Source organism: Microbulbifer variabilis (genome assembly GCF_052468405.1).
This window is the reverse complement of the sequence record NZ_CP174343.1, coordinates 3,904,632-3,929,710: the sequence shown is the minus strand read 5'-3', so window position 1 is coordinate 3,929,710 and position 25,079 is coordinate 3,904,632. Positions and strand designations below refer to the sequence as shown.

General features: G+C 45.7%; 20 protein-coding genes. 10 read left to right on the top strand and 10 right to left on the bottom strand.

Going from position 1 to position 25,079, the window contains the following annotated elements; all coding sequences use genetic code 11:
- Positions 1–416 precede the first annotated feature (416 nt).
- Together ACJJJB_RS17755 and ACJJJB_RS17750 are read left to right on the top strand one after the other, a co-directional pair.
- Positions 417–1,355 (top strand): alpha/beta fold hydrolase, encoded by a 939-nt coding sequence (locus ACJJJB_RS17755; RefSeq protein ID WP_445365246.1) that lies wholly within the window; start codon positions 417–419, stop codon positions 1,353–1,355.
- A gap of 385 nt (positions 1,356–1,740) precedes the next feature.
- Positions 1,741–3,633: a VCBS domain-containing protein gene (locus ACJJJB_RS17750; RefSeq protein WP_445365245.1), complete on the top strand. Its 1,893-nt coding sequence runs from the start codon at positions 1,741–1,743 to the stop codon at positions 3,631–3,633.
- 678 nt (positions 3,634–4,311) lie between these two features.
- Here ACJJJB_RS17750 and ACJJJB_RS17745 read toward each other — a convergent pair.
- Entirely contained in the window at positions 4,312–5,082 is a 771-nt protein-coding gene (locus ACJJJB_RS17745; protein ID WP_282952203.1) for a DUF2884 family protein, read from the bottom strand.
- A gap of 210 nt (positions 5,083–5,292) precedes the next feature.
- On the opposite strand from ACJJJB_RS17745, the gene ACJJJB_RS17740 reads away from it, so the two are divergent.
- Positions 5,293–7,686, top strand: coding sequence for a zinc-dependent metalloprotease (locus tag ACJJJB_RS17740; protein ID WP_444946000.1), 2,394 nt, complete (start codon positions 5,293–5,295; stop codon positions 7,684–7,686).
- 75 nt (positions 7,687–7,761) lie between these two features.
- Here ACJJJB_RS17740 and ACJJJB_RS17735 read toward each other — a convergent pair whose 3' ends face one another.
- Positions 7,762–8,586 carry a transglutaminase domain-containing protein gene (locus ACJJJB_RS17735; RefSeq protein ID WP_020414181.1) on the bottom strand — a complete coding sequence of 275 codons (825 nt, stop codon included), beginning with the start codon at positions 8,584–8,586 and terminating at the stop codon, positions 7,762–7,764.
- A gap of 11 nt (positions 8,587–8,597) precedes the next feature.
- The gene (locus ACJJJB_RS17730; RefSeq protein WP_143730198.1) at positions 8,598–8,828 is read right to left on the bottom strand and encodes a DUF350 domain-containing protein; all 231 of its coding nucleotides are present in this window, start codon (positions 8,826–8,828) and stop codon (positions 8,598–8,600) included.
- A 356-nt stretch (positions 8,829–9,184) separates the two neighbouring features.
- On the opposite strand from ACJJJB_RS17730, the gene ACJJJB_RS17725 reads away from it, so the two are divergent.
- On the top strand, positions 9,185–9,886 hold the full coding sequence (locus ACJJJB_RS17725; protein WP_282952205.1) for an SPFH domain-containing protein: 702 nt from the start codon (positions 9,185–9,187) through the stop codon (positions 9,884–9,886).
- Between the two features lie 142 nt (positions 9,887–10,028).
- Here ACJJJB_RS17725 and ACJJJB_RS17720 read toward each other — a convergent pair whose 3' ends face one another.
- Positions 10,029–10,322 (bottom strand): putative quinol monooxygenase, encoded by a 294-nt coding sequence (locus ACJJJB_RS17720; protein WP_020414184.1) that lies wholly within the window; start codon positions 10,320–10,322, stop codon positions 10,029–10,031.
- 231 nt (positions 10,323–10,553) lie between these two features.
- Between ACJJJB_RS17720 and ACJJJB_RS17715 the strand changes: the two genes are divergently transcribed.
- The gene (locus ACJJJB_RS17715) at positions 10,554–11,507 is read left to right on the top strand and encodes a LysR family transcriptional regulator (protein WP_444946001.1); all 954 of its coding nucleotides are present in this window, start codon (positions 10,554–10,556) and stop codon (positions 11,505–11,507) included.
- Positions 11,508–11,598: 91 nt separating this feature from the next.
- Here ACJJJB_RS17715 and ACJJJB_RS17710 read toward each other — a convergent pair whose 3' ends face one another.
- The 4 genes from ACJJJB_RS17710 to ACJJJB_RS17695 form a co-directional block, all read right to left on the bottom strand.
- Complete coding sequence (locus ACJJJB_RS17710; RefSeq protein ID WP_445365244.1) at positions 11,599–13,104, bottom strand: S8 family serine peptidase; 1,506 nt, start codon at positions 13,102–13,104, stop codon at positions 11,599–11,601.
- A gap of 642 nt (positions 13,105–13,746) precedes the next feature.
- Positions 13,747–15,249: a S8 family serine peptidase gene (locus tag ACJJJB_RS17705; RefSeq protein ID WP_444946003.1), complete on the bottom strand. Its 1,503-nt coding sequence runs from the start codon at positions 15,247–15,249 to the stop codon at positions 13,747–13,749.
- Between the two features lie 333 nt (positions 15,250–15,582).
- On the bottom strand, positions 15,583–18,390 hold the full coding sequence (locus ACJJJB_RS17700) for a M16 family metallopeptidase (RefSeq protein ID WP_444946004.1): 2,808 nt from the start codon (positions 18,388–18,390) through the stop codon (positions 15,583–15,585).
- Between the two features lie 275 nt (positions 18,391–18,665).
- Positions 18,666–19,064 carry a globin gene (locus tag ACJJJB_RS17695; protein ID WP_444946005.1) on the bottom strand — a complete coding sequence of 133 codons (399 nt, stop codon included), beginning with the start codon at positions 19,062–19,064 and terminating at the stop codon, positions 18,666–18,668.
- A 547-nt stretch (positions 19,065–19,611) separates the two neighbouring features.
- Here ACJJJB_RS17695 and ACJJJB_RS17690 point away from each other — a divergent pair.
- The 5 genes from ACJJJB_RS17690 (at position 19,612) to ACJJJB_RS17670 (ending at position 24,379) form a co-directional block, all read left to right on the top strand.
- A complete protein-coding gene (locus tag ACJJJB_RS17690) occupies positions 19,612–20,775 on the top strand; it encodes a phosphoglycerate kinase (protein WP_445365243.1) in 1,164 nt (387 codons plus the stop codon).
- A 92-nt stretch (positions 20,776–20,867) separates the two neighbouring features.
- Positions 20,868–21,932 carry a class II fructose-bisphosphate aldolase gene (gene fba / locus ACJJJB_RS17685; protein ID WP_020414192.1) on the top strand — a complete coding sequence of 355 codons (1,065 nt, stop codon included), beginning with the start codon at positions 20,868–20,870 and terminating at the stop codon, positions 21,930–21,932.
- Positions 21,933–22,052: 120 nt separating this feature from the next.
- Complete coding sequence (locus tag ACJJJB_RS17680) at positions 22,053–23,033, top strand: alpha/beta hydrolase (RefSeq protein ID WP_020414193.1); 981 nt, start codon at positions 22,053–22,055, stop codon at positions 23,031–23,033.
- A 120-nt stretch (positions 23,034–23,153) separates the two neighbouring features.
- Positions 23,154–23,675: a DUF4166 domain-containing protein gene (locus ACJJJB_RS17675; protein WP_444946006.1), complete on the top strand. Its 522-nt coding sequence runs from the start codon at positions 23,154–23,156 to the stop codon at positions 23,673–23,675.
- A gap of 323 nt (positions 23,676–23,998) precedes the next feature.
- Entirely contained in the window at positions 23,999–24,379 is a 381-nt protein-coding gene (locus tag ACJJJB_RS17670) for a VOC family protein (RefSeq protein ID WP_444946007.1), read from the top strand.
- A gap of 126 nt (positions 24,380–24,505) precedes the next feature.
- Here ACJJJB_RS17670 and ACJJJB_RS17665 read toward each other — a convergent pair whose 3' ends face one another.
- Both ACJJJB_RS17665 and ACJJJB_RS17660 read right to left on the bottom strand, forming a co-directional pair.
- Positions 24,506–24,817 (bottom strand): cupin domain-containing protein, encoded by a 312-nt coding sequence (locus ACJJJB_RS17665; protein WP_445365242.1) that lies wholly within the window; start codon positions 24,815–24,817, stop codon positions 24,506–24,508.
- Positions 24,807–25,013, bottom strand: coding sequence for a hypothetical protein (locus ACJJJB_RS17660; protein ID WP_444946009.1), 207 nt, complete (start codon positions 25,011–25,013; stop codon positions 24,807–24,809). Before ACJJJB_RS17660 ends, ACJJJB_RS17665 begins: the two co-directional genes overlap by 11 nt.
- Between the last annotated feature and the right edge of the window lie 66 nt (positions 25,014–25,079).

Sequence of the window (25,079 nt, the reverse complement as noted above, 5' to 3'; positions counted from 1 at the left end):
GGAAAATTGGCACTGCGCCTTAGTGTCTCTTCATGGGCAATAAATAAGAGGGATATTGTCTTATCACTGGAGTCCATTCGCGAGGTAACCAGGGAGACTATAGGCGCAAAATGGAACTTCTAATGGAATTCGTCTGACTTCCCAAAGCGATAAGGAAGCTTATCCCAGCCTGCGGTCTATTCTTATATAAAGAACTATAGCTATAGATAGGAACTGTAGAAATAGATCAACACGATATGGATTTGAGGTTATCTGGGGGCTTGAAGATTATGTTTGGCTCCAGATGAAATACAGGGCAGACGACTTTATTTAAGATGACTAAGATAGCACTAAAAATCTCCTTTTGACATTCCATCTGACATGGTTTTTCTGTATATAGATTGCACTGTTGCGGGCCAGGGAGGCCCTGGCGAACTATGATATTCTGGCTTGTTCTGATACTCCTGTTGATTTTGATCTGGCTTGTCTGGATAGCATTTTTTAGTCCCAGCCTGAGCCGAAATGAGTTATCCGAATACTCCTTTAATCAGTTATCACTGGAAAATGGATTCTCAGTAAATTATCGAGAAATAGGACCAGAGGGACATCCGGTACTTTTATGTTTTCACGGTGGTGGAGATTCGCTTAGTGCCTGGAATGATTGGGTTAAGATTCTCTCTGAAGATTATCATTTAATTCTGGTGGACTTACCCGGACACGGCTTGACTGACCCTCTTCCGGGCGGAACTTATACACCAAAGCATTTTGCTGATTTTATTGCGAAATTTATCGAGGCAATGAAACTCGAGAAGTTCGTGATGATTGGTCACTCGTTCGGAGGCAATAGTGTTTTACGTTATCTGGTCGAACATCCAGACACTGTTGAGGCTGCAATCCTTGTGTCGCCTGGAGGCTATAGGTGTGATAAGGGACTGGAGATGCCAACCGGTATGGCTCGTTTTGTTATCAGTCACTGGGGGCGACACTTGGTCTCACATCTGGGTAGCCGTGGTCTGATACGTAGAATACTGCACTCCAAGATGTTTTACGATCCGCACGCTTTGTCAGAGACATTGGTAGAGCGCATATATCTACTTTCCCGTTATGAAAAAAACCGGGGAACAGCTCTTAATTTGGTGGCTAATGCCAGTGTAAATTTTCAACCGCTTAATGGTCTTGAAAATATAAAAACTCCCACTCTATTCATTTGGGGCGCAGATGATCAAATTATTCCCTTGGAAGTGGGTCGTTATTTTTCAGACAAAATACCTGGCAGCCAATTGATAGCTTATGAAAATATCGGGCATATGGCCCATGTTGAAAATGCAAAAATCAGTGCTGATGATGCAATTAAATTTATTAAAGGGTTGCAATGATTTGTGTTGAATTAGAAACCAACTAAAAATTCAGTGGATGCCTGTCTTGAGTTCATTTTTTATTTTGATGGTAGATTGAAATCGTATTTGGGTTGTTTGTCTAATAGAGGCCAGTAAACATCTGATCTTTTGAGTATAAATTGCTTTTAATATTCATGTAGTTAACTTTAAGGTGAGCGCTTTGTTTGCTTTTTGAAAATCAAGTCCTGATAAGAATAAATGAATAAAAAATTATATTTTCATTAATTAAAAAGCTTTCTGCACGATCAGATGGTTTCTGATTAGGCTGCTATAAAATATATGCCATGCTTCACAGAATGCCGAAAACGCCCCTCTATAATTCGCCCCAATTTTCTAAAAAATACAACAGGTTATTGGGGCTGATATGAATGATTCCTTCAAGCTAATAACAGCTATCTGTTTGTCCGTTCTCTTGACTGCCTGCGGGGGCGGCGGAGGTGGTTCTGATAGTGAGAAAGATAATAATCCTGGCATCATTGGTAGTAATGGCGGCGGCACGCCCGATCCTGATCCTGATCCTGATCCTGATCCTGATCCTGATCCTGATCCTGATCCTGATCCTGATCCTGATCCTGATCCCGATCCCGATCCCGATCCCGATCCCGATCCCGATCCCGATCCCGATCCCGATCCCATTAGTGGTGGTGAAGGTAGCGTTAGCGAGGATAATGAGACTTCTACCTCTGGCAAGTTGATTGATAGTGTTGATGCCGAGCAAACTTTTGAAAAGCTTAATGAATGGGGAAAATACGGTCTGCTTGATGTTTCTCTTGATGGTACCTGGAGCTATACCCTGGATGCGGGCCTGGCTGACCCCTTGAGTGCTGATGAATTGGCAATTGATGAATTTATGGTTGGTGTTGGAACAGGTGATGACATTACATTAATTACTATTCAGGTGACAGGTGCTGATGATGCTTACACTTTTAGCCCCGAATCCCCTCTTGCCACTTTGCTCGTGGGGAGCAGTGCAGATGCCAAGGGTACTCTGACAATCATAGATGTCGACGGCAATACCCCGGGATTTGTTGAGAGTAGCAGTGCTGGGAATTACGGTGATTTTAGGATTACCGGTGTTGGTGACTGGGAATATACCCTAAATGACAAAGCACATAGTCTCAGTGCGGGGGATGCAGTCACAGATACCATCACTTTCACATTAACTGATGGTGCAGAACAATCCGTTGTTTTTTCTGTTGTTACTGTTGATCCTAATGGCAATGGATCCTTTGAGTTCTCAGTGGAACAGAAGCGTGTAATGCTGGATACCCATAATGAGTATCGTGAGAGATGTGCTAAGGGTGAGGCCGGCGAGGGGGACAATGCCCCCAAAAGCGCCGGTAATATGCAGACTCTTTTCTGGGATAATGCCTTGGCTAAAGTGGCGAAAGAAAGAGCATCAGCTTGTTACTTTGGTCACTTAAATGGAGCTGCTGGTATTCGAGAGGCTTTTGAGAAAGTTAAAGACGAAGTTTCTTTCGTTCTTCCTGTTGGTAATATTGCAATTGGAGAAAATGTTTCAATTTACATATCTAACCCACCAGCGTCGCAATATGATGCTGACCATTGGGGCGGATCAGTTAAATCCTGGTATGCTGAAAGCCACGCTTATGACTGGGATGCGATGCGATGTCACGATGACACCTGCGGGCATTGGGCCCAAGTATGTCATGGGGAAACTCGTTATGTAGGCTGTGCTGTGGCAGAGTGCGATAGTGTTATAGGCTCCAATAACCCTGCCTACAATGATGGCGCACATGTTTTAGTCTGTAATTATTTCCCTGCGTTGAATCAGGCTGAGATACCTTTCACTGATAACTATGGTTTTGATACTTGTAGAACCTGTATTAATTATGATATTCCTTTCTGTGTTGACAATATGTGTACTGGTGGAAAGTCAACAAACTGGAATGCCTCGAAAAAGAGAGATAAGTATGTTGATCAATGTACCGACGGCTTAGGTAGGGATATAGTACCCTGTACTTTTGGTAACCATCCACCGCCCGCTCAAGTTACAGGGTTTAAATATACAGTTTCTGATAAGCAGGTAAAATTATCCTGGAATGAAACCATCAAAAATGGTGGCGTACTTCACTATAAGATCTTTCGTGGCGAGGAGCTTATAGATAAAACACGTCAATTATCCTATAAGGATTCTGATGTGGAGCAGGGTGCTAATTATCGATATAAAATTATTGCGATAGACCATGCTGGTCAAGAAGGCTTACCCGCCTATTTAGATGTAAGTGCTAATTAAAATTAGTAAAGAGTAAAAATAATTTGATTTGAGAGCTGGGGGAAGCCAATATGTGGTCGAGTTCAAGCTCTCAATTCATGATTGATTGGAAATTATACTAGCCGAATATTGTTTGTGCCTTTTTACTGTGGAATCCTGAATCAAGACTTTCTTATAAATTCTACTGGATAAAAATTACTTTACTATAGGGTATTGGCTGCTTGTTGTATAAGAAACTATTTTTGATTCTAATGAATTATTCAATGTGTATCTATTTGCAGAATATTCGACTTTCTGATTTCTTATCATAACCCACTTTAATCGTTTGCAAGATTTTGAAGCTTTCAATCGAGTTGGTATTTGGCTAAAAAATCCCTTTTTTACCCACATTAACTTTTCCCTATGGCTGAGAATAGCTGCCGAGAAAGCGTACACTGGTAACTGTTGCAGTTTTAAAGCCTTGCTAGCTAAAATATCTTTAGTACCCCTAATTTTCACCACCTCTTGAAATGAAAATTCGCTAGCTAAAGAACAAGAATATTAGTTGGGCTAAGGTTATGAGGCTTTTGGGGTTATATTTTGAAATATAATTTCAATTGCTTTATCACTTGATAAGGGTTAGCTTTCCTTTAAAAGGCAATCGATAGGATTTGTAATGGATAAAAAAGGCCGCAGAGCGGCCCAGTTGGGGGATGGAGCTTATTTTGTCTGCACCAAATCGTAGTTACTTAGAGCTGGGATAGCTTTATGTATTTCTGTCTCTAATTGATCGATAGTCTCCAGTGACGTGCAAAGTTGTTCTGCTTTGTGCTCAATCACATCTGCACGCTGTTCTACCATTCGTTCTGCGTCTTTTGTCACTTGTTCTTCGATGCTATGACCCCCGGTAAATACCGCTTTCAGGGCATGCCAGGCAATGGTTCCAGCGGACTCCTTGGCCAATCGTTCTATACGAGGTTCAAATTCCGTTGAAATAGTCTCGTCGACAAAATTTCCGATTTCGGAAGCTCCCAGCTGGTATATTTCTCCTTCGCGGTTTAAGCGCTCTTCGGTACGCTGCAACAGGTCTGCAGAAAACTGCTGGAGTTCCAGGGTATCCGGGTGATCTGGGCCTGCTAGGGCGGTAATTGCGATGGATAAGCCATTCATGGCGATATCTACCGCCTCCAGGGTAATCAACAGGGTATCACGCCCGGCCACATGCAACTGTTGCCGGTATTCCTGCATCAGGAGTTGCTGCTGGGGAGTGAGAGAGGTTTGATTGCCATCCACCAGAAGCCGATCTGGAGAGTTGAAGTACACCAGCTGCTGGTCGTCATCCTCCGGCGTCACTATAAAGAAATCTGGGCCGACACTTACTGAGTAGTCCAGTGATACATTGCAGTCATCGGTATGGATTTCAATTTTGTCATGCGCCTGGGCAGCTGTGCCCAGACCGATAAGAGCCGAGATTGCGAGCGGTTTCCACATATCAAGTGCCTCTGTTATTTAACCTTTCACCCTTTGACGCTGCTTCTGTGGGGAACAGATGCGGTAAGCTGAAAAAATTATCTGATTGATTTTCAAGCGATATTGGGAGTTATCGCTTTGGAATTAAGTGATAACCTTGCCGGCGGTCCAGGTGTCCGCTGTGTCGCCGCAGAGGCACGCTATAAAATTCAATAAAAATGGGGGTAGGAAATGTCGTTAGGTAGGCTCTTGGTGGCATTGTATCTGGTGTTGTGTGGCACAACTGTACAGGCGAAGGATATTGTCGATTACACAGCGGATATGCGTAAATACGGTGGATATCATGACTTCTATTGGGATGTAAGTACTGGTCGTGTACTGTTACAAGTGGAGGAGTTTGAGCGAGAGTTTTTACTCCTCACTGGCTTGGCCCAGGGGCTTGGTTCGAACCCGGTAGGACTGGATCGCAACCAGATTGGCGAGAGCCGCCTGGTAAAATTCCAGCGAGTTGGCAACAAGGTGCTGCTGCACCAGCTAAATGCCCGCTATCGTGCCACCTCTAGTAATCCTGCCGAGCGTCGTGCAGTGGAGGAGGCTTTTGCCTCCTCGGTGCTGTGGGGCTTTGAGGTGATGGCACAGGGCAGTGATGGTGTTCTGATTGACTTTACCCCTTTCCTGCTGAGCGATCAGCATGGTATTGCTGTGCGCCTCCGGCAGGCTGAGCAGGGTAATTACTCTGTGGATAAGTCAAAGTCCGCCGTTTACCTTCCGCGCACAAAGAATTTTCCCAAAAACAGCGAATTTGAAGTGCAGCTGACTTTTACCGGTGCCAAACCAGGTAAATATCTGCGCGAAGTGGTACCAACTCCAACCCTGGTAACCCTGCGCCAACATATTTCGTTGATTGAATTGCCGGACAAGAAATACCAACCTCGCCAATTCCATAGCCGTAGTGGCTACTTTCCCTTTGCATATCGGGATTACGCCAGCGCTATTGACCAACCCTTGGACCAGCGCTTTATCTATCGTCATCGCCTGGAGAAGAAGCCGGGTAGTAATGAGGTAGTCGAACCGATTGTGTACTACGTGGATTCGGGGGTGCCAGAGCCCGTGCGCAGTGCTCTCGTCGAAGGTGCGAGCTGGTGGAATCAGGCCTTTACCGCGGCGGGCTATAAAGATGCTTTCCGGGTCGAGATTTTGCCCGAGGATGTAGATCCGTTGGATGTACGCTACAACGTCATCAATTGGGTGCACCGCTCTACCCGAGGCTGGTCTTATGGGTACTCGGTTTTTGATCCTCGTAGCGGAGAGATTCTCAAAGGCAATGTCACCCTGGGCTCTTTGCGTGTGCGCCAGGACTTCCTGATAGCCCAGGGGTTACTGCAACCCTATGTCGGCGAATCTGCAGATACGGAGGCCCTCAAGGCCATGGCTCTGGCGCGTATACGTCAGTTGTCTGCCCACGAGGTTGGCCATACGCTGGGTTTGGCTCACAACTTTGCTGCCAGCACTAAGGGGCGTGCATCGGTGATGGACTACCCGGCACCATTGGTGTCTCTGGTACACACTGATATGGATTTGGATAAGGCTTATGCCACTGGAATCGGTGTTTGGGATAAGCTGGCAGTTCGCTATGGTTATGGCACTGGCAAAGATGAACAGGATTTCCTGGATTCAGTGATCCGAGAGGCGAAGGAGCAAAAATTGCGCTTTATTTCAGATCCGGATTCCCGTGCAATCAACAATGCGCATGCGGTATCCCATCTTTGGGATAATGGTAATGATCCACTGGTTGAGTTTGACCGTATGGTGGAGTTGCGCCGCCATGCCCTGAACAACTTTTCTACTGCAGCCAATCCGAAATCTGCTCCCCGCTCTGATCTGGAGGAAACACTGGTGCCGGTTTATTACGGGCATCGCTATCAGGCAGAAGCCGTGGGTAAATTGATTGGTGGCCTGGATTACGATTACCTCTATAACGATGCTGAACAAAATAGCTATACCCTGGTGCCGGCAGAGCGTCAGCAGCAGGCTATTGATACTTTACTGGGGACTCTCTCCCCTGAGTTCCTGGCATTGCCGGAGCAGGTATTACAATTAATTCCGCCCAAATCTTATGGCTATGAGCGCACTGCGGAGAGCTTCCCTTCTTATACCGGTGTTGCCTTTGATACGGTGGCACTCGGTGAAGCGGCAGCTGGCCATACCCTCTCAATTCTTATGGATCCTCAGCGGGCTGCGCGAATGAATCAGCAAAGCGCCCGTAGCAGCGAAATTCCAGGCTTTACACAAGTGTTGAATCAGCTCACTTCTATGGCACTGCAGAGTGAGCAGTATTCGGGCCTGCAGGCAGTTATTCACCAGCGAGTGAACCATGTCTATATACAGCGCTTAATGTTGCTTGCCAGTGACAGGAAAGCAGCCGAATCTGTGCGAGCCAAGGCCCAGCTTGAGCTGGCCACTTTTCAGCAGGCTCTGGGTCAGAAAAAGCTCTTTGGTGAGGATCCGCAAGGATACAGTGCCCACTACTATTTCCAGGCAAAACGTATCGAGGCTTTTATGCGTGGTGAGCTGGAAGTAAAAGCTGAAGATATCAAGGCGATGCCACCGGGTTCGCCAATTTAATTGAGATAGTGGGAAATAAAAAAGTGTTTGAAAAAGCCCCCCAATACTCATTGGGGGGCTTTTATTTCTCACTTCTCAACTACGTACAAACTGAGATTTCCTGATCCAGTGATTGCCGCGATATTTTCGGGTGGGGGCTGTGGTTTTCTTTGCCCAGAAGAAGTTGCGGTTGAATTGAAATTCCACTTCATAACCTTCCGCCAAAGCAGCCAATGGCATTGCCTGCCAGCTGGTCTGACGGCGCTTGCTGGTTGCCTCCAGTAGATACTCCTGGCCATCTACGATGGCAACCACCCAGGCATGCCCCTGGCCATTGTGGGTACCCAGCGCTACCCTTGCATCCACACCCAATTCAATCAGCCAGTCGGCGAGTAAAATGGCATGGTCTTCACAGTCTCCGCGTTTCTGGTAATAGGCCTGGCGGGATGTCTGCCAGATATCAGACAGTCCGGCGTATTGTTGATGGTCATACTGGTATTGTTTATTCATAGCCAGCGTATACAGGGGTACCCATAGTTGTCGGGTTTTAAAGGGTTTAAAACCCACGAGGTAACTGTTGGCAAAGTGGTGTTGCTGATCCAGGCCCCTGGCTGATGCAGTTACCGCTTCGAGTCCCTGCCAGTTCCAAATGGAAACATGGGCGCTTTCTTCCAGTGTTCGCCTGGCGACTACTTTCTGGATTGTCTCTTCTGCCAGCGGGTAGCTGGTCCCAGTAACCTTTACAACCCCATACTGGCGATCCTCAATAAGGCTGGTATTTACACCATAAGTTCTACCATTAGAGGCAAGTGGCTCACCTGGAACACCTTTTATCTTCTGGCCCTGCACTGTATTGCGTAACACCTCCGGCAACATTAACAGTGTTGAAACAATCAATAGCGGAGCTATCCACTTGCGCATGGAGCTTTCTCCTACCCTTTCAGGCCAAAGGAGATGATGATGGCCACAAAGATTAAAATTGTAGAAGCGAAAATGGATACAGCGATATTACCATTCTTGAGTTCACCCTCTATATCTACGGTACGCAAGAGTTTCTTATCGATAGTAATTAGCGCGGCAATGCCGATAAATAGCGCGAGTAAGGTGTAGATCAGATTTATGCCAAGATTAAAAAAAGTGGCAGTGATAAATTCCAGCTGCATTTGCCCACCAAGTAAACAGTAATTTTATAGCGTACCAAATCAAAATGGGACTGACCCATATTTCTATTTTGATGGATAATATCATATTTTTGTTTTCTAGTGCGTCTTGCTGTTTTTATCTGATTGCAATATCTTAATTATTTTGTTGATGTGTTTTTGGAATAAATATGCGTTACTTATCTGTACTGGGACTAATAGCATCATTGCTGCTTCTGGCGGCATGCGCGGATCGAGTTGAGGTACCTCCAGCACATGTGGGTAAAATTCTTACTAAGAATGGTTATAAACCAGAGGTGGTACCCCCTTCCAAGTTTCGCTTAGATATTTGCATTTTTTACTGCGACAGGCTTGTCACCATGACAATTGCAGATTTTGGGCATGTGGAAAAATTCAAGGTTTTTATGCCCAAAGATCAACTCAATATGAGCTTTGATATCCGCATGACCGGGGCTATTAATAATGCAGCGATTGATCATGTTTTTGATCGAATTCCACCAGTGAATGGCAACATTTCAGTTAACCATGTATATGGTACCTATGCCCAACCGGTAATTAGAGATGTGATACGTGCAGTTGTAGCCAAGTACTCTATTAATGAGATCGCTTCCAGCCGGGAATCTCTCAGCCACGAGCTTTTCAATGAAGTCTCTAAAGCATTGGAGGGCACTCCAATTGTCGTTAAACGCCTAGGTATTGCTGATGTACAGTTTCCCAAAGTGATTACCCAAGCCAAGGAGCGAGCAGCAGAACGACGTGAATTGATTGAGCAGGAGAAGGCTCAGTTTGAGATCCAGAAGATACAAATGGAGCGGGATTTGGAGCGAGAGAAAATGAATCGAGCTATTGCCCGCGAGAAGGCGATCGGACAGAAAGAAGTAAATGATTTATTGGCTAAGTCAGTGACTGACAAATATCTCTCCTATCGGACCCTGGAGGTCCTGGATAAGATGGCGGCATCCAACAACAAGGTTTTCTTGCCGGTTGAAGCCCTGGGAACGATTGGGTTACAGCATGCTGTATTTAGTGATCAGGTAAAGCGGGTGGCAGGAAATAAGTGATCTGGTAATTAGCTAATTAATTATGATTGGCTCTCTATCAGTTGGCACGAGTTAATCTTCAAAGTTGCTCTAAGAGTATAGATAAAAGATTGTAAAAGTGGCACCAAGTTATTCTCGGTGCCATATATTCTGAAGTTTTTTGTTAATTATCTATTTCTGTCATTTCATTCAGGGTAAATTCTTCTACAGCACCTTTTGTGGCAGCCATATACTCCTGTAAGTGGGTGTTGTTCATATGGGTTTGCCACAGATCGCGGCTTTGCCAGTTTTCATAAAAAAGAAAATGAGCAGGATTGTCGTTATCCTGGTGTAAATTGTAATTCACACAACCTTCTTCTGTTCGTGTGGTATTGATCAGCTTTAAAAGCTCAGATTTTACCAGGTCAACCTGATCAGCTTTGGCTTTAATATTGGCAACTATTGTTAGTCTGCTCATGATGTAGCTCCGAAATCCTCTTGATTAAAAGTTTATAATGGTTGCTTGCTTAAGTGCAGCCCCATCTTTATCAATCGTTTTTACCTGATATCAATACAAATACCTCTTCAGAGGCCTTGTTTTGCCTCGGACTACTACGGCTGTATTGATGAAGTGAGTGTATTTTAGAAGTAGCTTTACTTTTTGAAAACGCTACAATCTTTGAATCTTTATCAAAAAATAATTGATAATATGCTGATTGAAGACTTAAAAGTCATACTTAAAGTAGCTGAATTTCGCAGTATTACTGCCGCTGCGGCAAGCCTCGATATGCTTACGGCAACGGCGAGCGCAGCAGTTAAGCGTGTCGAGAATGCCCTGGGGGCAGACTTGTTTATTCGGACGACGCGGCAGCTGAGGCTTTCGGGCGCAGGAGAGCGCTTTATTCCGAAGTGTGAGGAAGCATTGTTGATGCTTGATCTGGCCAAACAAGATCTAAAGGAGGGCAGTGCGGAAGTTAGCGGTGACCTGCGCATTGGTGTTTCCTCGGATTTTGGGCGTAATCTGGTTTCGCCCTGGCTTGATGAATTTCAGGACAGGCACCCGGGGATAAACTTGAAAGTGAATATCAGCGATAGCCAAGTGGACTTTTATCGTGACCCTGTGGATATCGCCCTGCGTTATGGGCCACCGGGGGATGCAAACCTTTATGGTTTCAAAATTTGTGATGTGCCGCGCTTACTGTGTGCAGCTCCCAATTATTTGGATCGGCAGAGTATCCCTAAGCATCCCCGGGATCTTACTAGCCATAATGGTCTTTTCTATCAATTACACGGGATCATTCATAATAAATGGGAATTTTCTCATAAAGAAAAGATATTCAAGGTACAAATGAGCGGTAATTGCTCTTCCAATGATGGGGATTTGGTTCGCCGCTGGTGTGTAGCGGGTAAGGGGCTGGCGATAAAATCCTGCCTGGATATGTCTTCAGATTTACTGGATGGAAAAGTGGTCCCTTTGATGGCCAACTATTTACCTAAGTCTACCGAATTATGGCTTGTTTGCCCTGGCAGGCAAACAATTACACCTGCAGTTCGTATTATTAGGGACACCATTCGGGAAAAATGTATTGGGATTTTGTTGCAGCTGGTTAGTAAAAAAATTCTATCGGAAGGGGCTGTTAAAAATATAGATTCAAAGTATTAAATAATAGGGTTTTTCTAAAGTTGAAATTATTGTTGGTCTGTTAGAGAGAGGGCTGCCCCTCTCTCCAATTTCCTGAGCTTATTGCTTTAAGCTAGATTGCACCAGTACAGCCATTCGTTGCCAAGTAGTCGTAAGCCGCCTTGGCTTGTACTAATCCATAGCCATAAGCATTATCGCGACCGGAGTCCCCCAGATCTTCTGCAGTTGCAGTCAGGGCTGTACGTATCTCGGTATTACTACAGCTGGGAAAGTGGCTCCAAACAAGAGCGGCAACACCCGCTACGTGAGGAGTTGCCATAGAAGTGCCATTGAAGTACTCGTAATCACTGGCTTGGTTAGCCAAACTAGCGCTGGCTCCGAGTTGTCCCAGTAGGGCGTTGCCATCGCTATCAGAGATGCCTATAGATGGGATGTTGGTGACGGTTTCACCCAGAGTTGCGCTGGAGAGTAAACCGGCTTCATTATTGTAGATCACCGCGGCAATACCACCGCCGGCCTCACAGTTCAATACTTTGTCTGCAAAACTGATATTACCGCGCTCAATCAAACATATCTTACCTGAAGCGCTATTACAGGCAGATTCACCGGTGTCGCAATTTTCGAGTGCACCTGTAATATCGCCCAAGGGGGAGCCTGAAATAGGTGCAGCCTCGATCTCAACACCTGCCACGTTCAAAGAGGAGGCTCTTCCGGTGCCGGTCGGAACTGAAGAGAGGACCTGTACTCCAGGTGCGGAGAGCTCTACCTGGTTGGTTTGCTGGGATGATGCCCAGATCTCTTTATTGCTGTCGAGTGCGCCAACAGAAACTACAGAATCATAAGAGGCAGGGTAGGAGTGCTGCGTATTTCCGTCATTGCCCGCTGCTGCAACAGATAAAATACCACGGCTGTTCAGGCTATTGAATGTACGCCTTTCGAAGAAATTAAATCGCTCTCCACCAAGGCTCATATTAATAACGTTAGCACCGTTGTCCGCACAAACTTCCGCTGCAGCCATCAGGGAGGATGAATAGGCCCAGCCATCACCACCAAACACTTTGACAATGTGAAGATTGATGTTACTGCTTGGCATGACACCAACAACACCCGTGTCATTATTCATTGCTGCAATAGTGCCGGCGACATGAGTGCCGTGACCACTTTGATCTTCATACCAGTTCCCGGCGCCACTTGGATCGCTACTACCGGTTACCGCATTACCGGAAAGGTCTTCATGCGCTATATCGTAGCCAGAGTCAATGATACAGACGGTTCGGTTGCCGGCTTGGGTATCCCCGAGCTGATCTGCTTGTACCATGGGTATGCCAAAGGGTACTTGCTGGGACATTGGGTACCGTTTGACATCTTCCTCGATGAATTCGATATTTGGGTTTTTTCGCAAGGCTTGCAGTGCTTTCTCAGGAAGGTGTGCTGCCATGGCATTTTGCCTGCGAATATCCAGGGCTTTGCGTCCACCTCGCGCACGCATTTGGGACTTTACTGTTTCACCTTTACCTTGCTTAAAGGTAATAATATAGCGTTTGTCTTCGGCATTCGCGTGATTTGCTATGGCTATAGTCAGTACGCTTGTAGCGACCAGTGATACAATGTTCTTCATTATTTGCTCCTGAATGAGTAATTATTTTAGTTATTTTCTCGATGATTTAATCTGTGTGAGAATTATTTTTATCTTTGGAGGTTCAGAAAAATATTAGTTTTTGGTGAAGTGATTGTATGCCAGCTTATGAATGTATTGCAAAGTGAAAAACTGAATTTGGTTTTCTGGAAAAAATAATTGAGATAGTTGCTGTTTGATTCGTCTAGTCGCTAGCTTTTACTGTTGAGTTAATAAGTGCTTACTTGTTTTTATAATTAATCTCATGATAGATCTTTAGGTGTTGCGGATATCGGTTTTTCATTCGTAGCAATGTTTTGATTCTTATTTTCCAGTCCGTAAGTTTTTTCTATAAAATATAAAGCTTGGTTAAGTGTCTATATCTTTCAGTTATAAATGCATTTTATATACTTATGCAAAGAATAGAGGTGTGTTAATTTTTTTGCTAAAAACCATTTTTATTTTTACGTCTGTATCTTATTGGCATGTAAGAAAATAGGTTGCTAAGTTTTTGCGTTTTAATGTGGTTGTTTGAAGGTGGCTAATCTCCAAATTTTAAAATTCTTAAACTCTAGAAAATATTTTAACGATCGGAATAGAGGGGGAAGTAGTCCCCCTCTTTTTTTTTGAGATTTTTAGACGAGATTAAATTGATCCAGCGCAACCATTCGCTTGTAAATAATTATAAGCTGCCTTGGCTTGTACCAAGCCATAGCCATAAGCATTGTCCCGACCGGACTCACCCAGATCCTCCGCTGTTGCCCATAGCGCGGCACGGATTTCGGAGTTACTACAGCTTGGGAAGTGGCTCCAAACAAGAGCCGCAACACCGGCCACATGGGGAGTTGCCATGGAGGTACCATTAAAATAGGCATAGTCCATCGCTTCGGTTTCGATAGTAGCGCTCGCCCCCAGTTGTGTTAGCAGTGCAGCCCCATCAGCGTCAGAGATTCCCACCGAAGGAATGTGGGTCTCAACTCCTCCATGAGTGCCAAATAGCAGCCCTGGTTCATTGTTGTAGATGACGGCTCCAATACCTCCACCAGCTTCGCAATTAAGGACTTTTTCAGCAAAGCTAATATTGCCGCGCTGAATCAGACAGATTTTACCTGCTGCACTGATGCAAGCTGATTCGGCAGTGCCACAACTCTCTAGCGCGCCGCTGATAGTGGCAATGGGAGTGCCTGTCATAGCTGCAGCTTCTACTTCAACACCAGATACTTCTAGTGAGGCAGCCTGGCCGCTACCTGTAGGAATAGAGGATAAAACCTGTACCCCTGGGCCAGCAAGCTCAACTTGATTGGTCTGTTGGGAAAAACCAGCAATTTGCTTGTTACTGTCGATTGCAGCTACAGAAACTACTGAGCTATAGGATGCCGGGTAGCTATGACGAGTATTTCCATCATTACCTGCAGCAGCAACAGACAAAATGCCGCGTTTGTTGAGGCTGTCAAAGCCACGTCTTTCAAAGAAATTGGGTCTATCGCCGCCTAGGCTCATATTAATAACGTTTGCACCATTCTCTGCACATACCTCTGCGGCGGCGATTAGTGAAGAGGAATAGGCCCAGCCATCAGCCCCAAAAACTTTAACGATATGTAGATTGATATTACTACTAGGTAAAACACCTACAACACCTGAGTCGTTATTCATAGCGGCGATAGTGCCTGCCACATGTGTGCCGTGACCACTCTGGTCTTCGTACCAGTTACCTGTACCTTCGGGATCATTGGTACCATTCACCGCGTTGCCAGAGAGATCCTCGTGTACCAGGTCGTAGCCTGAGTCAATAATACAGACTGTACGATTACCTGCCTGTAGGTCAGTAAGCTGGTCTGCTTGTACCATAGGAATACCGTAAGGGGTTTCCTGGGATAAAGCATAACGCTTCATGTCTTCCTCAATAAATGCAATATTTGGATTTCTGCGTAGGGCCATTACAGCTTCGGCAGGTAGATGAGCAGCCATGGCATTGTGCCGGTTTAATTCCAAAGCCTTACGGCCGCCATTTTCTTTTACCAGAGACCTAACCGTTTCTTCTTTACCGTCTTTAAATGTGACGATATAGCGTTTTTCTTCGGCTATAGCGGAGGTTGCTAAGGATAAAGCCAGGACGCTGCTGGCAAGTGCTGGAAGGGGTTTTTTCATTTGTCACTCCTTTAACAGAATTTATTTTTTTAGTGGAAGGGTAAAATCCTTTAAGAAAGTAAATCCCGCCCCTCCCAGTTATGAAAATAACAACCTTTTCCTATTTGAGAAATAAAAAACAACACTTTCTGAATTTAATTTTCCTTGAAAGTAAAAATTGAGATTTGACGCCAGATTCATTGAGATTTATTTGTTCTAAAACGTTATGTATATTGGCTTATAGGAAGTGGTAACTTATGGGGGAATGGATTACTTTGAGGTGGGCTGTTAACGCAATCAGACCCCTCTAAATCAGGAGTCTGACTGTCTGAATTAATTTTTAATACTAATTGCTTACTTTAGTTTAGGCATCCCATCACTATCTAGTTCGGTAATTGGACCAATGTCAAGTTCTCGAATACCATTTTCTATCTTTTCCTTGTCTCCAACAATCACCCAGGTAAATTGATCTGGTTTAATTGTTTGCTTGGCAAGGTTATGTACAGATTCAAGGTCTACACCGCGAATTTTAGCTGCATAGCTATCCATGTAATCCAAGGGGCGATCATAAGTAACTATACTAACAATCTCACCAGATACAGCTCTAATAGTTTCAAAGCGCCCGGGTAATTCATTTACCCGCTTGCTTTTAACCTTTTCAAGTTCTTTCTCACGTGCAGGGTTATCGCCGATATAAGCGTAAAGTTCCTTCTGAAGTTCTTTGAGAGACTCGCTGGTTTTGTCCGTTTGGACCGGTGCGTAAACCATCAGTGGTTGCTGCCCCTTAGCGCCAGTCATAAAGGAGTAGGCACCATAGGCCCAGTGCTTGTCTTCACGCAAATTCATGTTGAGACGTGCGGTAAATGTGCCACCAAAGATATCATTCATCACATGCAACGCTTCGCGTTCTGCTATTTTTTCAGAGGGGGCCAATAGGCCACCAATGATAATTGTCTGCTCGGCTCCAGGTTTATCGATAATATAAATACTAGATTTTTCTGGGTGTGCAGTTTGAGATAGATTTTTCTCTGGTAATGGGTTTTCTGGTGCGCGCCAATCAGCAAAGTGCCGCTCCATCTTTTGGGTTAATTCATCCAGAGTAATATCACCCACAACGATCAAAGTGGCATTATCCGGGCGTAACCAGGTTTGATGGTAATTCAATAAGTCATCCCGGTTCAGTGACGTGATCGAATCCTCTGTACCGGAGCCTGTGAGTGGTGCGCTGTAGGCGTGATCTTTACCATAGAGAAGCGGCGGCAGGCTACGTAGAGCCATTTCCATTGGGCGAGTTTTCTCTTGCTGGATAGAAGCAATCCAGCGGGTGCGTTTTCTCTCAATTTCATCATCAGAGAAAGCTGGGTTCATTACTATGTCGGCGAATAAATCCATGGAATCATCAATATTTACTTTTAATGCATTCAAGCGAATAGTTGAAGTGTCGATAGCTGCATATGAGCTAATACGTGCTCCAAGGATTTCCTCTTTTGCACTGATTTCAAGTGCGTTTAGTTTGCCTGTACCCTCTTTTAACATAGACATCGCATAACTTGATGTACCAAGCTTACTACCTTGATCTGCGGCATAGCCGGCATCAAATTGAAGGCGCATGTCTACGACTGGTACTGAGTCACGCTCAGCCAACACTATTTTGAGCCCGTTGGGAAGTTCGGCTGTTTGCAACTTGGGGAATGGGACACTGGGGAAGTCGCCGGTTTCAGGCAACTTGGACCTATCTGCGCCAGTCTCTGCGGTTGTGTATTCAGGGAATGGGTGGACTTCTAAATTGTAGTCGCCACTAGAAAGCCACTTTTGCGCGGCAACCTGAACCTGCTGTGGAGTGATTTTTTGTTTTTCTCCCAGTGCTTCTAGGTAGGCATTGGGATTGTTTAAATAGAGTTCACCGCGTGCAAGAATAACTCCTTTGCCACTCCAGCCCCCTATCTGTTCCAAGTTGCGAGCGAAGGATGCGTACTCGCTCATATTAATGCGGGACAGCTCTTCTGGAGTCGGGCCCTCTTTTAGGAAGCGCTGCAACTCTTCATCTATGGCTTTTTCAATTGTTGAGAGCTCTATACCGGGCTTTGCATTTGCAGTAATTGGGAAAATTGAGGACAGTTCAAACTCATGTACCCCAACACTGACATCGGTGGCAATTTGATCTTGGTATACCAATCGTTTATACAGCCGTGAGTTTTTCCCATCACCAAGTACCGCTGCTGCAAGTGCAATTGCATTGGCATCTTCATGAGCAAGGTTAGGTGTATTCCAGACCTTATAGAGTCGCGGTTGAGCAACGCGATCAAACATCTGCTCGCGGCTAGACTGATCTCGTTTAGCGATCCACGCTTTCTTTTTGATTAATGGCGGGCCAGAAGGAATATCACCAAAATATTTACTGGCCTTTTCTTTAGCTGTTTCGACATCAATATCCCCGGCTAATACCAGTACAGTGTTAGCTGCGCCGTAATATTGCTTAAACCATTCATGGACATCATCCAGGGTAGCCGCATTTAGGTCTTCCATAGAGCCGATAGTGGTCCAGGAATAGGGGTGGCCAGCTGGGTATATTGCTTTTTGCATACGTTCCCAAACTTTGCCATAAGGTTGATTTTGCCCTTGGCGTTTTTCGTTTTGAACCACACCGCGCTGTTCGTCAAGTTTTTCCTGGGTGATTACTCCGAGCAAGTGGCCCATACGGTCAGACTCCATCCATAGAGCCATATCCAGGGCATTACTTGGTACTGTTTCAAAGTAGTTGGTACGGTCTAGCCAAGTGGTACCGTTCATACCGGTAGCACCTGCTAGCTCAAAAGGTTTGAAGTATTCGTCGTTGTAATTTTCTGAGCCGTTAAACATTAAATGTTCGAATAGGTGGGCAAAACCGGTGCGCCCGGGTTTTTCATCTTTAGACCCTACATGGTACCAGACACCCACGGATACAATCGGTGCTTTTCGGTCCTCATGAACAATAACGCGCAGGCCATTCGGTAAGGTAAATTTTTCATATTTGATATATAAGGGGGTAATTGTGCTCTTAGGCACAGTAATGCTTGACTCAACTTTGGATTGAGCACTTTCATTATTTTTCGGGGCTTCACCACAAGCAGATATCGCAAGTGATAACGCTAAAGGCACACTGTACTTTCGTACAATTTTCATAGAAATTTCCTTGTCGAATCATCCTAAGTGGCTGCCAACAATGGTGGAGAACTAGTGAGATTGGCTGCTCTAGAAATAATAAACCAGAAATTATTATTTATATTTTATTCTGGTGATGATCTTTGGGAGGGGCCAAACCAATTGGTTCACTCCCCACCCCCTGCATATGGCAAGGGGCTTCCGATTAGGATTTTATATCTATTCGAGGGGGAGTTGGCAAACCTGGTGGGTTGGTAGTAGAAAAGTAGATACTTTGATTGGCTAGAAAACCGGTATTAGTATGCTTGACGGATGATATCGATACCCGGTGTTATTGCCCGGTTCCATGCGGCTTCAACTTCCGGGGAAAAGTCGTTGTCATGTTGGCGCAGTGTAGCTATCAATGCATCCAGCCATAACCGATACCACTCAGGGCGAATATTGTAGCCATCGCGATCATGACTTTTTCCCAGTGCGCGCAGTTTGGTGTCTGACATTCCACGGGAATAGAGGACAAGCTGCATAATGCCATTGCGTAGCAGGTGTCGTTGCGTCTTCATATCGGTATTGACAAACAGATTGCGAATATCAGCAGAGCTACCCATGAAGCGGTCGTAAAAGTCGACAAAGAATTGTTCGTTATTACAGCAACGTCCATAACTTTGGAAAACAATATCACTGTCCGATCGTTCCATACCTATTGGATCTCCATAGTTTCTCCGCCGGTGGCGTACCACAGGCTGGATCTTGTGTAGTAGTGCTTTAGGGGGCAGCGATTCTAGCGGGACCGTTACCAAGCGAAAAGTATTGATGTATCAATAATTTAGTTACTGCTCGACAAGTTCTTTGACCCTAGATCTGACTAGTTAGTCGAGAGTTGAGTTTGGCCATTCAGCAAAGGATTTGGCAAATCAGCAGGGTAAAATGGGCTGGCTGACTTCCCCTGACTAGATACACCTCGGAGTATGGGTTGTGCATCAAGCTCATCGTTTCGAGCTGCCCTATTTGGCGTATGGTGTCTGCATCAGAGAGCCTTTTGAGTTTTTTATGCCCTGGATTGCATCGATATGGGCTGAGTCTTTACCTGTTATGAACCGGGAGACTGTACCAGCACCTCTCCAAGCCAGAATTCTTGGTGAATTAACGGCGCTTTTACGGGTTTTCCTGTCGGCAACGGTGGAGTGCTGTTGATATACTCCGCGCCCATATTTTCAGTTAATCGAAGTAGGAGAGGATTGGCGAATGGCGGTCAAACTGATGACAGATCTGGACCTGGCGGGTAAGCGCCTACTTATACGCGAGGACTTGAATGTACCTGTAAAAGACGGTCAGGTGACTTCTGATGCTCGGATCCGTGCGGCACTCCCGACGATCCAGGCCGCTATTGATGCTGGCGCCAAAGTGTTACTGATGTCTCACCTTGGACGCCCGACTGAGGGCGAGTATGCAGAGGAGTTTTCCCTGGCCCCGGTTGCCGCCCATCTTGGTCAACTGCTGGATCGTAAAGTGGCCCTGATCAAGGATTGGCGGGAAGGTGTTGAGCTGGCTGATGGTGAGGTCGCACTGTTGGAAAATGTGCGTTTTAACGAGGGTGAAAAGAAAGACAGTGAAGAGCTGGCCAAAGCTTATGCTGCTTTGTGCGATGTCTTTGTTATGGATGCATTTGGCACTGCCCACCGTGCCCAAGCCTCTACCCACGGAGTTGCCAAGTTTGCCCCGATTGCATGCGCTGGTCCCCTTCTTGCTGCTGAATTAGATGCCTTGGAAAAGACCCTGGCCGAGCCGGCGCGCCCATTGGTAGCAATCGTTGGTGGCTCCAAGGTATCGACCAAACTCACAGTGCTGGAGAGTTTGGCTGACAAGGTGGACCAGCTGATTGTTGGTGGCGGTATAGCCAATACTTTCCTTGCTGCCAGCGGTAAACCAGTAGGTAAATCCCTATGTGAGCATGATTTGGTGGGTACAGCCAAAAGCCTGATGCAAAAGTGCGATATCCCTGTTCCTGTGGATGTTGTCACCGGCAAAGAGTTTAGCGAAGCAGCTGCTGCTGAGACGAAGTCTGCCGATGCCGTAGCTGAGGACGATATGATCTTTGATATCGGTCCTCAGTCCTCTGGAAAGCTGGCAGAGATCCTTAAAGATGCCAAGACGATTATTTGGAACGGCCCCGTAGGTGTGTTCGAATTTGACCAGTTCGGTGCTGGTACCGAGCACTTGTCCATGGCCATCGCCGATAGCAGTGCCTTCTCCATCGCCGGTGGTGGTGACACATTGGCTGCAGTGGATAAATACGGTATTGCCGATAAGGTGTCTTATATCTCCACTGGCGGCGGTGCCTTCCTGGAGTATGTAGAAGGTAAGAAGCTTCCGGCAGTGGCGATACTTGAGTCACGTGCTGACGACTGAGATAAACCGGAATAACGCCTGCCTGAGTTAACCGGTGGGTGATAAAAGCAAAAAATTAAAATTACTACGAGTAGACGAGAAAGGAATTAACTATGGCTCTTATCAGCCTGCGCCAATTGCTGGACCATGCCGCTGAGCACGGTTACGGCGTACCCGCATTTAACGTCAATAACCTGGAGCAAATGCGTGCGATTATGGAGGCGGCCAAAGAGACCGACTCTCCGGTGATCGTTCAGGCTTCTGCCGGTGCGCGCAAATATGCTGGCGCACCCTTCTTGCGCCACTTGATCCTGGCCGCTATTGAAGAGTTCCCGGAAATCCCGGTGGTAATGCACCAAGACCACGGTACCAGCCCGGCGGTTTGTCAGCGTTCTATCCAGTTGGGCTTCAGCTCTGTAATGATGGACGGTTCCCTGCGCGAAGATGGCAAAACTCCAGCTTCATATGAATACAACGTCGATGTTACACAGCGTGCGGTTGATATGGCTCATGCTTGCGGTGTTTCTGTTGAAGGTGAGTTGGGCTGTCTGGGTTCCCTGGAAACCGGTATGGCGGGTGAAGAGGACGGTGTCGGTGCTGAAGGTAAACTGTCCCATGACCAGCTGTTGACTGATCCAGAAGAAGCGGCAGATTTTGTGCAAAAAACCAAAGTGGATGCCCTGGCAATTGCCTGTGGTACCAGCCACGGTGCTTATAAGTTCACTCGTCCGCCCACAGGGGATATTCTCGCTATCGATCGAATCAAGGAAATCCATGCGCGTATCCCGGGTACCCATTTGGTGATGCATGGCTCCTCTTCTGTACCCCAGGAATGGCTGGCGGTGATCAATGAGTTTGGTGGTGAAATCCCTGAAACTTACGGCGTGCCGGTTGAACAGATTTGTGAAGGCATCAAATACGGCGTACGCAAGGTCAACATTGATACCGACTTACGTCTCGCTTCTACCGGTGCGACCCGCCGCTTCCTGGCTGAGAACCCATCCGAGTTCGATCCACGTAAATTCTACAAAGCCGCTTTGCAGGCGATGAAAGACATTTGCGTAGCGCGTTATGAAGCTTTCGGTACCGCTGGCCAGGCAAGCAAGATTCGCCCGCTGAGCCTTGATGCTATGAGCCAACGCTATGCTGTCGGTGAGTTGGAACCGCAAATTAAGTAAGCAGTTACTCTCTCTGAAGGCGATGAAAGGCGGGCCTAAAGCCCGCCTTTTTGCATTTAAGCTCCCTGTCCGTTCACAGCATCACTTCCACCCCGGCAAAAATGCAGTACCATTAGTCCAATGGAAACCTTGCAAGACATCAGCACCTACGAAAGCAGCCCGGTGATTAAGCGCCCGGACTATACGGCGCTGCGTCAAAAGTTGCCGCACCTAGACTTTGCCAATGATGCGGCACCATTGCTGACAGAAATGCAGGATTACCGAAATTTTTACGATTTACACTTTCCCCTTGCCCATAAAACTGGAGTTGGCACTTTCAATGCCGCCGGTTTTGAGTTGGTGTCCCAGTATTGGTTAGTTGAGAACCCTCGTGGCACCTTATTTATTTGCCATGGTTATTTTGATCACACTGGCATTTATGGGCCCGCCATTCGCTTCGGGCTTGAGCGAAATCTGAATGTGGTAATATTTGATTTTCCCGGCCATGGCCTCTCTAGCGGAGAGCGAGTAGCTATCCAGACTTTTTTACAATATCGCCAGGTATTTGATCAGCTTTTATCTGTAGCTGAGGGGAAATTACCCAAGCCTTGGCATGCCTTGGGGCAGAGCACTGGTGGTGCGGCCTTACTAGCACATTTGCAGTACAGTCGTCGGCAGCCATTGGATAAAGTTTTTCTGCTGGCTCCCCTTGTGCGCCCTGCAAATTGGCACTTTGTAAAGTGGAAGTATTATTTAGGACGCCTGTTTATCAGTGAGCCAAGTCGTGAGTTTAATATCAATACCCATGATGCGGAGTTCTCTCGACGCCAGGCACTACGCGATCCTCTGCAGTCACAGGTGATCTCCATGTGTTGGCTTGGTGCTATGGTGGACTGGATAAGAACATTTCCCAAAACTGCACGTAACCCCCGTAAGATTCTTGTAGTCCAGGGTACGGGAGATGGAACTGTTGATTGGCGCTACGATATGCGTGCAATCCGGGACCGATTCCCCCACTGCCATCGAGTGTTGATTCGTGGGGCCCGTCATCAAATGATCAATGAGACCCAGCCTTATCGACACCAGATATTGGCGGCACTGGATGACTGGTTGAATCAATAGATTACTCTAGAGACTTTTAGCTTAGATTTTTAGCCAATTATTACCCGCCACGACTGTGTATTTAAAAAGCTAATAATTTTCTATTGAGTAGAATTTTAATCGACTTGCTAAGTAATAGTAATGACAAATATTCTTTCAAAGAAAATGGGACCTTCCTACGATAGGCTTTCTCCACTTATTAAAGAACTTCATACTGGAAAAAAAGTAATTGAGGGGGAGGTGAATGTTGAGAGAGGGAGACTACTTGCGCATTTTATTTGCACCCTTTTCAGGTTTCCGAAACAAAATCACAGTTGTCCACTTCGTGTAGAGTGCCACCACACTTCGGATGGTATTTTGTGGATGCGTAATTTCGATGGATTAATATTGAACTCTAAGTTTGCATCCACTGGAGACTTGCTGGTTGAACAGATGGGGCCTTTACGGATGTATTTCTACCCTGTAGAGGTAGGTGGGACATTGGCCTATGAATTTATAAAAACAAGAATTTTTGGTATTCCACTGCCAAAAATAATTAGTCCCAGAATATTTGCTGTGGAGTATGAGCTTGATGGGAAATATTATTTCAATGTGAAGGTGACTATGTTTGCTATAGGGAAAATCCTTGCTTATGGTGGTTGTATGGAGTTTTCTCCTGTCTAATTTCCAAGGGGTTAAATTTAGTCCGTTAATAATTTTAAGATGTTAAAAATTAGGGTGGTAAATGTTTTTTACAGTTTGGTTCTGGTGGAAGTAAAAACTTTGCCTCTAGCCGCTTGAATTAAGTAGATGCAAGGAAGCTAAATTTAGGGGTATGGATGGCGATATACAGGGATAAAGCGTTGGCCGCTAATTGGTAGAAATAAATGACAATTCTACTTAGGGGTTAGGTTTTTTCGGTAGATTTGGTTATTGTTTTCCAGCACATAAATTGTAAATATATACGGCCTAAGACTTTGCCACTTAGTAAGAAACAGGAGGGCGCAATGTTTAGTCATGTTATGGTTGGTACCAATGATATGCAGAAAGCCAAGGCTTTTTATGATGCAATTTTGGGAGTACTAGGCCATAAGCCTGGGATCATTGATGAGAAGGGGCGTTGCTTTTATTTCACTAAGACTGGGGTTTTTGCTATCTCCAAGCCCATCAATGGTGAGTCGGCTAGTCATGCAAATGGCGGGACTATAGGTTTTACTGCTACTAGTGTTGAGCAGACTGATGCTTGGCATTCGGCTGGGCTCGAAAATGGGGGTGTTCGTTGTGAGGATCCACCGGGAGTAAGAGAGGGGGTGGCAGGAACGCTTTATATTGCCTACTTGCGTGACCCAGATGGTAACAAGATTTGTGCGATCCATCGGGTAGAATGAAACTTTCCAGCTGATATAACCAATCGCTTACCTTAAATATGGCAGCGGTTGGTTATAGTATGGATATTTTCGAAGTGAATAAATTGACTGAAACTCCCCCTTCTACTTGGTTTAGAATTTACAGGTTTAGTCTCTCTTATCATCCGGAATTTTAAAGATAGTTGTGGGCTCACCTTCAGGGTCTGAATAAGATAAGATAATAGTAACCGGTATATTTCCGTCATTGTGACCATAATGCCATTTATCTGTTATCTCTATAAATGCCTTCCCATCTCCCAGGGTAAGTGTTTCTTTTTGGCCTGGAAGTCCTATGGTAAGAGTCCCTTTTTCAATATAGACGCCATTTAGAATGGGGTGCTTGTGAACAGGCATTCTTTCACCCGGAGGAATGGTTGCCCGAGTGATGGTGAGCTCTTGTTGACCTGATTTAATTTTCATCTGAAAGGTACTCTACTCTGCCTTGGCCGCGGCCACTATCGGATAGTACTATTTCGTCCAGATCATCCATTACCCTGATTAGACCAGAGTAGTATTTGCTCATACCGGTGACAAACCCCTTTTTATCTTCTTCGGTCACTGGGGGAGGTATAAGGTGGGTGAGAGCGATGGATTTAACCCCGGATTTAGTTGCCATTTTGGCAATATCCAGTGTATTAGAATGGTAATGGATGATTTGATCGGCTTTCTCATAGCGTAGGCG

Bases quoted from the DNA above. Each gene is read 5' to 3' on its own strand.
- ACJJJB_RS17755 (WP_445365246.1), top strand. From the start codon at position 417: ATGATATTCTGGCTTGTTCTGATACTCCTGTTGATTTTGATCTGGCTT.
- ACJJJB_RS17750 (WP_445365245.1), top strand. From the start codon at position 1,741: ATGAATGATTCCTTCAAGCTAATAACAGCTATCTGTTTGTCCGTTCTC.
- ACJJJB_RS17745 (WP_282952203.1), bottom strand. From the start codon at position 5,082: ATGTGGAAACCGCTCGCAATCTCGGCTCTTATCGGTCTGGGCACAGCT.
- ACJJJB_RS17740 (WP_444946000.1), top strand. From the start codon at position 5,293: ATGTCGTTAGGTAGGCTCTTGGTGGCATTGTATCTGGTGTTGTGTGGC.
- ACJJJB_RS17735 (WP_020414181.1), bottom strand. From the start codon at position 8,586: ATGCGCAAGTGGATAGCTCCGCTATTGATTGTTTCAACACTGTTAATG.
- ACJJJB_RS17730 (WP_143730198.1), bottom strand. From the start codon at position 8,828: ATGCAGCTGGAATTTATCACTGCCACTTTTTTTAATCTTGGCATAAAT.
- ACJJJB_RS17725 (WP_282952205.1), top strand. From the start codon at position 9,185: ATGACAATTGCAGATTTTGGGCATGTGGAAAAATTCAAGGTTTTTATG.
- ACJJJB_RS17720 (WP_020414184.1), bottom strand. From the start codon at position 10,322: ATGAGCAGACTAACAATAGTTGCCAATATTAAAGCCAAAGCTGATCAG.
- ACJJJB_RS17715 (WP_444946001.1), top strand. From the start codon at position 10,554: ATGCTGATTGAAGACTTAAAAGTCATACTTAAAGTAGCTGAATTTCGC.
- ACJJJB_RS17710 (WP_445365244.1), bottom strand. From the start codon at position 13,104: ATGAAGAACATTGTATCACTGGTCGCTACAAGCGTACTGACTATAGCC.
- ACJJJB_RS17705 (WP_444946003.1), bottom strand. From the start codon at position 15,249: ATGAAAAAACCCCTTCCAGCACTTGCCAGCAGCGTCCTGGCTTTATCC.
- ACJJJB_RS17700 (WP_444946004.1), bottom strand. From the start codon at position 18,390: ATGAAAATTGTACGAAAGTACAGTGTGCCTTTAGCGTTATCACTTGCG.
- ACJJJB_RS17695 (WP_444946005.1), bottom strand. From the start codon at position 19,064: ATGGAACGATCGGACAGTGATATTGTTTTCCAAAGTTATGGACGTTGC.
- ACJJJB_RS17690 (WP_445365243.1), top strand. From the start codon at position 19,612: ATGGCGGTCAAACTGATGACAGATCTGGACCTGGCGGGTAAGCGCCTA.
- fba (WP_020414192.1), top strand. From the start codon at position 20,868: ATGGCTCTTATCAGCCTGCGCCAATTGCTGGACCATGCCGCTGAGCAC.
- ACJJJB_RS17680 (WP_020414193.1), top strand. From the start codon at position 22,053: ATGGAAACCTTGCAAGACATCAGCACCTACGAAAGCAGCCCGGTGATT.
- ACJJJB_RS17675 (WP_444946006.1), top strand. From the start codon at position 23,154: ATGACAAATATTCTTTCAAAGAAAATGGGACCTTCCTACGATAGGCTT.
- ACJJJB_RS17670 (WP_444946007.1), top strand. From the start codon at position 23,999: ATGTTTAGTCATGTTATGGTTGGTACCAATGATATGCAGAAAGCCAAG.
- ACJJJB_RS17665 (WP_445365242.1), bottom strand. From the start codon at position 24,817: ATGAAAATTAAATCAGGTCAACAAGAGCTCACCATCACTCGGGCAACC.
- ACJJJB_RS17660 (WP_444946009.1), bottom strand. From the start codon at position 25,013: ATGGCAACTAAATCCGGGGTTAAATCCATCGCTCTCACCCACCTTATA.